This is a genomic window from Pseudomonas sp. B6001 (assembly GCF_013386015.1).
Classification (GTDB): domain Bacteria; phylum Pseudomonadota; class Gammaproteobacteria; order Pseudomonadales; family Pseudomonadaceae; genus Aquipseudomonas.
In genome coordinates this window covers 1-8,145 of sequence record NZ_JACAOX010000062.1, presented here as the reverse complement: position 1 = coordinate 8,145, position 8,145 = coordinate 1, and the positions used below count along the sequence as shown (strand labels likewise).

The following is an 8,145-nucleotide window of genomic DNA, read 5'->3' as shown; positions in this document are numbered from 1 at the left end:
GCCGACAGGCGGGGCAGAGCGCTTTGGTTACTTTGCCGCTTTTGCAAAGTGACTCGCTGTAAGAGCGAAACCATAAGCCGCCGTTACCCAAATAACGGATATGTACACCAAAAAATCAGGGTTTCACCCGCCCCTTGAGCATCCCATGATTCACCAAAAGCGTCCGCATGGCATTGCGCGTCACCCCCAACAACTCCGCCGTACGCAACTGATTAAACCCACAAAACGCAAACGCCTCCCGCACGATCAAATCCTCGATATCGTGCAACAACGAATCCCCCGGCACCTCGAACAACCGCAGCAACTGCTCCCGCACCACCTCCTGCGGAATCCTCGGCGCCCCGCTGTTAACGCTGGCATGCATCGCACTCAGCCCCGCGGAAAACTTCAAGTGCGACGGCATGATCGGCCTGTCCCCAGCCACCAAAAGCGCCAGGTGCACCACATTCTCCAGCTCACGAATATTCCCCGGCCACGGATAATCCAGCAACGCCTGGGTCGCCGACTCCGACAACATCGGCTCGGCGATTTTCAGCCTGGCACTGTAGAGCCGCCGAAAATGCTCAACCAACGGCAGGATGTCCAGCGGCCGCTCACGCAACGGCAACACCTGCACCTGCGCCACGTTGATGCGATAGAACAGGTCAAGGCGAAAGTTGCCCGCCTCCACCGCCTGCTCCAGGTCGATGTTGGTGGCCGTCACCAGCCGGATATTGATCTTGATCGGCTTGCGCGACCCCACTCGCACCACTTCCTGCTCCTGCAATACCCGCAGCAGCTTCACCTGCAACGGCAGCGGCAAGTCACCGATCTCATCGAGGAACAGGGTCCCGCCATCGGCTTCTTCAAACCAGCCGATCCGCCGCCCCGAGGCCCCGGAAAACGAGCCGGCCTCATGCCCAAAAAATTCGCTTTCCGCAAGGTTCTCGCTGATGGCCCCACAGTTCACCGGCACAAACGCACCGGTGCGGCCGCTGGCGCTGTGGATATAGCGCGCCACCAGCTCCTTGCCGGTGCCGGTCTCGCCATTGATCAACACCGGTGCTTCACTGGGGCCGACACGTTGCAAATATTCGAGCAGTTGCAGGGAACGCGGGTCGGCAAACACCAGCGCCTTGGCGCGAATCGACAACGGGTCTTTTTCGCCCTGGGGCAAAGTCAGGATCGGCGTGGGATGCCCGTGGGGACGGTTCATGAAGAGTATTTCCCGGCGACGAGGTGAAGGTACGTAAGGGAACTTTACTCAGTCGCGCATATAACTAGAAATATTAAAAATTCATTAGTACATAACCGTTTATCGACGATGCGCCAGCGACCTCACGCAATGATCCCCCAGGCTTTGCACGCCCTGGACCAGCACCACCAACACAATCACCGTCACCACCATGATCTGGTTATTGAAACGCTGGTACCCATAACGAATCGCCAGGTCCCCCAGGCCGCCACCGCCAATCACCCCGGCCATGGACGAAAAGCCGATCAGCATCACCAGGGTCAGGGTCAACCCCGCAAGCAACGCAGGCAGCGCCTCCGGCAGCAGCACCTTGAAGATCACATGCCGAATATCCCCGCCCATGGCGACAATGGCTTCGATGCGACCCTTGTCCACTTCGTCCAACGCGTTCTCGACAATCCGCGCAAAAAACGGAAAGGCACCAATGGTGATCGGCACCACGGCGGCAGTGCTGCCCAATGTGGTGCCGACGATCAGCCGGGTCAGTGGAATCAAGGCAATCAGCATCACCACAAAGGGCAATGAGCGGCCCAGGTTGATCACCGCACCCAGCACACGGTTCACCCGTGGCAGCGGGAACAGCCCGCCGCGGCGACTGACAAACAGCAGCACCCCCAGGGGCAGGCCGATCAGCAAGGTAAAGACCGCCGCCAGCAGCACCATGTACAGGGTTTCGCCAGTGGCCGCGAGCAGCAGTTGCAGGATGTCGTTCCAGTCCGTTTTCATACTGCCCTCACCGCTGGCAGGCTGGGGGCCAGTGAGCGGCCCAGGCTTGAGGCGGGGTCGGCCTGCAATTGAATCAGGCTGCCGCTTTCCACCACACGCCCATTGGCCAGGGATACCGCGCTGTCGCAGATAGCCTTGACCACATCCAGCTCGTGGGTGATCAACACGATGGTCACCCCCAGTTGCCGATTGATACTGCGCAGCAGTTCCAGGATCGACGCGGTGGTTTCCGGTTCGAGGGCGCTGGTGGCTTCGTCCGACAGCAAATAATCCGGGCGCGCCGCCAGTGCCCGGGCGATGCCGACGCGCTGCTTCTGGCCGCCGGACAGTTGCGACGGAAACGCCAGCGCCTTGTCACTCAGGCCGACCAGTTCCAGCAATTCCTTGACCCGGGCAACGCGCTCGGCCTTGGGCTGACCGGCGATTTCCAGGGGCACCGCCACATTGTCGGCGACGTTGCGTGAATGCAGCAGGTTGAAACCCTGGAAGATCATGCCGATACGCTGGCGTTGCTGGCGCAGTTGCTTGTCACTGAGCAGCGTCAGGTCCTGGCCGTCCATGAGGATGCGCCCGGAAGTCGGGCGCTCCAGCAGGTTCAGGCAGCGCAGCAAAGTACTCTTGCCCGCCCCGCTCCGCCCCACGATCCCGAAGATCGAACCGTCGGCAATCTGCAATGACACGTTATCCAGCGCCGGCGGCTGGCCATCGGCGTAGGTTTTGCTGACCCGCTCGACGACGATCATTCGACAGCTACCGGAATCACCGAGCCTGCATATTTCTCGGTGATGAACTTGGCCACCTCCGGCGAATTCAGGTCCTTGGCCAGCTGTTTGATCCGTGGGTCGTCCTGCAATTTCGGGGTGGTCACGAGGATATTCGCGTAGGGATTGCCCTGGGCTTTTTCCAGCCCAAGGGCATCCTTGGCCGGTGACAGGCCGGCCTCGAGGGCGTAGTTGCCATTGATCACGGCGAGGTCGACATCATCCAGGGCACGAGGAATCTGTGGTGATTCGATCTCGAGGATCTTCAGGTGCCTGGGGTTCTCGGCAATGTCCTTGGGCGTTGCCTGGTCCTTGGCCGGGTCGTTGAAACCGGGCTTGAGCGTGATCAGGCCGTTGGCTTGCAGCAGGTACAGCGCACGGCTCAGGTTGGTGACGTTGTTGGGCACGGCCACGGTGCCTTTATCCGGCACCTGGGCAAAGCTGGTGTGGCGATGGGAATAGATACCCAGCGGCTCGATATGCACGGTGGCCGCCACTGTGAATTTCTGGCCGAGAGCCTGTTCCTGGGAGTGCAGGTACGGCAAGTGCTGGAAGTAGTTGGCGTCCACATCACCGTGGGCCAGCAGTTCATTGGAGTTCACGCCGTTGGGGATTTCGATGATTTTCAGCTGCAGCTGCGGGTCGAGCTTCTGCACGTATTCGAGGATTTGCGCGTGGGGAATCGGGTCCGCCGCCACACGCAGGGCCTCGGCGGCCTGGGCGTCGAAGGAGGCAATCAGGACGGCCAGGGCCAGGGCTGTTTTCTTGAGCATGGTGATGTTCCTTATCAGGCGGACAGGGCTTGGGGAATCGTGGCATCGGCGTAAAACCGTTGGGCGACATCCGGATGGGAACGCAGGCGGCCCTTGAGGTAGTTCCAGCCGACGTCCCGCAGCAGCGGGTTACGCGGGTCACTGGTGGGGCCGTGGGCATCGCGCAGCAACTCGGGCGGCAACTGATACACCGGCACCACCGCGTCCAGTTGCGCACCGAGGAAAAACGCCAGGGACAAACGCTCGCTGCCCAGGGGCGGCGATTCGACCCGGTGCACCGTGGCACGCAGGTAGCCGTTGGTGGCCAGTTCCAGCAACTCGCCGATGTTCACCACCAGGGTGTCGGGGCGCGGCAAGGCGTCGATCCAGCGGCCCTCCTCCACTTCCACTTGCAGGCCGGCCTGCCGGTCTTGCAGGAGGAAGCTGAGAAAGCCGGAATCCTTGTGGGCGCCGACGCCCTGGCGACTCTGCTGGGCGTGGCGGCCGGGGTAGCGGATCAGCTTGATGTGTTCGTTGGGCTTGGCGCCATACAGCGGGTCGAAAGCATTTTCCGGCAGCGACAAGGCCTGGGCAAAGGCGCGCAACAAGCGCAGGGACATCTGCGTCATCGCCTGCTGCCAGGCCAGTAACAAGGGCTTGAGTTCAGGCAACGCGGCAGGCCACTGGTTGGGGCCTTGCAGGCGCGACCAGGCCGGTGAATCCGGGCCTTGCTGCAGCGGCTCGCGCTCGGCGCCGAGGTCGAACTGTTCACGCAGGTCCGGCTGCCCCCGGGGTAATCTCCGACGCGGCGCGGTTGTAGCCGCGAAAGTGTGGGGAGTTGATCATGCCGACAGCAAGCTTGTCGGCCTCCGGCAAGGCGAAAAACTGGCGCGCCTGCTGCTGCACCTGGGTGAGCAACCCGGCGTCGATGCCGTGGCCGGTGAGGTAGAAAAAACCGATATGCCGCGCAGCGTGGCGCAGGTCATCGAGAAACTGCCCACGCTGGGCCGGGCTGCCGTCGAGCAGCGCCAGGTCCAGCAGGGGCAAGGTGTTGATTGCCAGCGGGTGCGACATTGGGTGCTCACTCCATGAACAGGTACGTGGAGTGGTGAAGCTAAACGATCTAAAAACCCCGCAATAAATACCTTTTTGGCATTAGCTTAGGTTGGCGCGTTCGCCGCCCTGGCTTCTTCCAGCAGGGCCTGGATGACTTTCTCCTGATTGTCGTAGCGGCCCTCGCCGAAATGGCTGTAGCGCACTTTGCCGGTGGCATCGAAGAAGTAATGGGCCGGCCAGTACTGGTTATCGAAGGCGCGCCAGATGCGGTAGTCGTTGTCGATGGCCACCGGGTAATGGATGTCCAGCTTCTTGACCTGGCTGCGTACGTTATCCAGGACTTTTTCATAGGCGTTTTCCGGCGTGTGCACACCGATCACCACCAACCCGTCCCTGGCGTACTTCTTCGCCCACTGATTGACGTACGGCAGGCTGCGCTGGCAGTTGACGCAGTCGTAGGTCCAGAAATCCACCAGCACCACCTTACCCTTCAGGCCCTCGGCCGTCAGCGGCGACGAGTTGAGCCAGGCCACCGCGCCGTCGAGGGACGGCATGCGCTCATCGGACTGGCTGAAACTTTCGGCATCGACGTTGTTGATCAGGTAGTTCACCGCCTTGGGCACGCCGACCAAGGCAACCACCAGTGCCAACAGCAGCAGGCCTTTTGAGCGGCGCAGGTATCGGATGAAGTTCATGGGTGTCACCTCGTGGCCGGGGGTGTTTCAGCGCGTTTGCGAGCCGCGCCGTTTTGCGCCAGCGGCGTGTTCTGGAAGCAGGTTTCACTGCCAGTGAGTTTTTTCGCGGTGGCGGCATTCACATCCGCCGCCACACCCGCCAGGGAAAACGCCAGGGCGCTGAGAAAGCTGTTGAGTGGGGTCATGGCCGGTCTCCTCAGCTGCCTTCAAGGCAATTGCTGGAAAATTTGCGGTAGTCGAGGACGTGGCGCTGGCCCTCGGAATCGAGGTAGGTCAGGTGCGAGTTGACGATGCCGCACAGCGCGCCACCGGACTCTTCGGAGATCGACAGCACCTGGTGGATATCCGGCTGGCTGGCGGTGGTTTCGGCATGGGCGGCAACACTCAGGCCAGTGAGTAAGGCAAACAGGCAACTGGCATAGGCAGCTTTGATAGTCATGGGTGGTTCCCCGGGGGTTCAAGTGGGCCGAGGCGGATTACCTCGATGGGCTCATTTGAACCTTGCGAGGTATCCGGATTGTGTCGGCCAGGCCCGGATTTTTGCGTCGATGTGTATCTCGTCACCGCCAGATACACTGCAATACAAAGGGCACAAGGCAAGCCCGCCGCCAGTGGCTAGACTGCGCATCAATGACTAATCAACGAGGAAGGCAGCATGGATCACGTCGATCACATTCTGATTGTCGATGACGATCGGGAGATCCGCGAACTGGTGGGAAACTACCTGAAAAAGAACGGCCTGCGCACCACCGTGGTGGCTGACGGCCGGCAGATGCGCAGCTTCCTCGACACCACGCCCGTGGACCTGATCGTGCTGGACATCATGATGCCCGGCGACGACGGCTTGCAGCTGTGCCGCGAACTGCGGGTGGGCAAGCACAAGGCCACGCCGATCCTGATGCTCACCGCGCGCAACGATGAAACCGACCGCATCATCGGCCTGGAAATGGGCGCCGACGATTACCTGGTCAAGCCCTTCGCCGCCCGTGAACTGCTGGCCCGCATCAACGCCGTGCTGCGGCGCACACGGATGCTGCCGCCAAACCTGGTGGTGACCGAAAGCGGCCGGCTGATCCGCTTTGGCCGCTGGCGCCTGGACACCACCGCCCGCCATCTGCTGGACGAAGACAACACCCTGGTGGCCTTGAGCGGTGCCGAATACCGTTTGCTGCGCGTCTTCCTCGACCATCCGCAACGGGTGCTCAACCGTGACCAGTTGCTGAACCTGACACAGGGCCGGGACGCGGACCTGTTCGACCGCTCCATCGACCTGCTGGTCAGCCGCCTGCGCCAGCGCCTTTTGGACGACGCCCGCGAACCGGCCTACATCAAGACCGTGCGCAGCGAAGGCTATGTGTTCTCCCTGGCCGTGGAAATCCTTGGGGACCCGGCATGACCCTCACGTTCCGCTGGCCGCGCACCCTCGCGGCGCAACTGACGGTAATTTTCATCGTCAGCCTGCTGTGCGCCAACGCCCTGTCGTTCAGTGCGCAGTTCTATGAACGCTACATGAGTGCCCGCAGCGTAATGCTGGGCAACCTGGAAAACGACGTATCGACGTCGATCGCGATCCTCGACCGCCTGCCCGCCGCCGAGCGTGCCAGCTGGCTGCCGCGGCTCGACCGCAACGCCTACCGCTACCTGCTGAATGCCGGCGAACCCGGCGAGCCGATGGCCAGCGACAACGTGCCCATGGCCGCGACGTCGATTTCCGATGCGTTGGGCGAGCACTACCCGCTGACGTTCCGCGACATCCCGGGCCTGCAAAAACACTTCCAGGCGCACCTGACCCTGGCCGATGGCAGCCCGGTCACGATTGATGTCTATCCCAAGCCGATCCCGTTTGCGTTCTGGCTGCCGGTGGTACTGGTGCTGCAACTGGTGGTGTTGCTGGTGTGCACCTGGATCGCCGTGCGCATCGCCATCCGCCCGCTGACACGTCTGGCACGGGCAGTGGAAACCCTCGACCCGAATGCCCGCCCGACGCCGCTGGACGAAACCGGCCCCACCGAGGTGGCGCATGCGGCGGCGGCGTTCAACGAAATGCAGAAGCGGATTGCCGAGTACCTCAAGGAGCGCATGCAGATTCTCGCGGCGATCTCCCATGACTTGCAGACGCCGATCACCCGCATGAAATTGCGTGCCGAGTTCATGGAGGACTCGGTGGACCGGGAAAAGCTCTGGAGTGACCTGGGGGAAATGGAGCATCTGGTGCGCGAGGGTGTGGCTTACGCCCGCAGTGTGCATGGGTCGACCGAGGCGAGTTGCCGGATCGACCTGGATGCGTTTCTCGACAGCCTGGTGTTTGATTACCAGGACATGAACAAGCAAGTGAGTTTGACCGGTAAAAGCGCGGTGGTTTTGGATACGCGGCCCCATGCGTTGCGTCGGGTGCTGGTGAACCTGGTGGACAACGCGCTGAAATTTGCCGGGGAGGCGCAGTTGGAGGTGGGGTCGACGGCGGCGGGTGAGCTTTCGATCAAGGTGCTGGACCGGGGGCCGGGGATTGCCGAGGATGAACTGGTGCAGGTGATGCAGCCGTTTTACCGGGTGGAGAGTTCGCGTAATCGTGGCACTGGTGGTACAGGGCTGGGGTTGGCGATTGCCCAGCAACTGGCGGTGGCGATTGGTGGGGAGTTGACCCTGAGCAACCGGGACGGCGGGGGGTTGTGTGCGCAGGTTCGGCTGGAGCTGTGACGGGCGGTGTGTATATCCATTATTTGGGTGATGGCTTGTATCGGTTCCGCTCTTACAGCGGCTCACTTTTGAACAGCCGGAATGCCGGCCCAGTCAAAAGTAAGCAAAACGCTCTTGCCCCACCACTCGGCACCTCGCCTAGGCTCGGTGTGCCTAAGATCAAAATCAAAAGCTAAAGCGGGCACGGTTCAAATGTGGGAGCTGGCTTGTCGGGTCGCCGCATC

The 8,145-nt window shown here is 61.7% G+C and carries 8 protein-coding genes and 2 pseudogenes; 2 read left to right on the top strand and 8 right to left on the bottom strand.

The window, feature by feature from the left end; genetic code table 11:
* Positions 1 to 115 precede the first annotated feature (115 nt).
* The 8 genes and pseudogenes from HX821_RS31535 to HX821_RS31500 form a co-directional block, all read right to left on the bottom strand.
* Entirely contained in the window at positions 116 to 1,195 is a 1,080-nt protein-coding gene (locus HX821_RS31535) for a sigma-54-dependent Fis family transcriptional regulator (protein WP_003212528.1), read from the bottom strand.
* Positions 1,196 to 1,294: 99 nt separating this feature from the next.
* On the bottom strand, positions 1,295 to 1,960 hold the full coding sequence (locus HX821_RS31530; protein ID WP_177037389.1) for a methionine ABC transporter permease: 666 nt from the start codon (positions 1,958 to 1,960) through the stop codon (positions 1,295 to 1,297).
* The gene (locus HX821_RS31525; RefSeq protein ID WP_177037388.1) at positions 1,957 to 2,703 is read right to left on the bottom strand and encodes a methionine ABC transporter ATP-binding protein; all 747 of its coding nucleotides are present in this window, start codon (positions 2,701 to 2,703) and stop codon (positions 1,957 to 1,959) included. Before HX821_RS31525 ends, HX821_RS31530 begins: the two co-directional genes overlap by 4 nt.
* Positions 2,700 to 3,494 (bottom strand): MetQ/NlpA family ABC transporter substrate-binding protein, encoded by a 795-nt coding sequence (locus HX821_RS31520; RefSeq protein WP_003212522.1) that lies wholly within the window; start codon positions 3,492 to 3,494, stop codon positions 2,700 to 2,702. Before HX821_RS31520 ends, HX821_RS31525 begins: the two co-directional genes overlap by 4 nt.
* A gap of 14 nt (positions 3,495 to 3,508) precedes the next feature.
* Positions 3,509 to 4,547, bottom strand: a pseudogene (locus tag HX821_RS31515) (isopenicillin N synthase family dioxygenase).
* 86 nt (positions 4,548 to 4,633) lie between these two features.
* Positions 4,634 to 5,152: pseudogene (locus HX821_RS31510) on the bottom strand (thioredoxin family protein); the annotation flags it as partial.
* 77 nt (positions 5,153 to 5,229) lie between these two features.
* Entirely contained in the window at positions 5,230 to 5,409 is a 180-nt protein-coding gene (locus HX821_RS31505; RefSeq protein ID WP_087695230.1) for a hypothetical protein, read from the bottom strand.
* A gap of 11 nt (positions 5,410 to 5,420) precedes the next feature.
* Entirely contained in the window at positions 5,421 to 5,663 is a 243-nt protein-coding gene (locus HX821_RS31500) for a DUF2790 domain-containing protein (protein ID WP_087695229.1), read from the bottom strand.
* 216 nt (positions 5,664 to 5,879) lie between these two features.
* On the opposite strand from HX821_RS31500, the gene HX821_RS31495 reads away from it, so the two are divergent.
* Positions 5,880 to 6,620 carry a response regulator gene (locus HX821_RS31495; RefSeq protein ID WP_003212510.1) on the top strand — a complete coding sequence of 247 codons (741 nt, stop codon included), beginning with the start codon at positions 5,880 to 5,882 and terminating at the stop codon, positions 6,618 to 6,620.
* Positions 6,617 to 7,921: an ATP-binding protein gene (locus HX821_RS31490; RefSeq protein WP_003212508.1), complete on the top strand. Its 1,305-nt coding sequence runs from the start codon at positions 6,617 to 6,619 to the stop codon at positions 7,919 to 7,921. The genes HX821_RS31495 and HX821_RS31490 overlap by 4 nt, the downstream gene beginning before the upstream one ends.
* Positions 7,922 to 8,145: the final 224 nt, after the last annotated feature.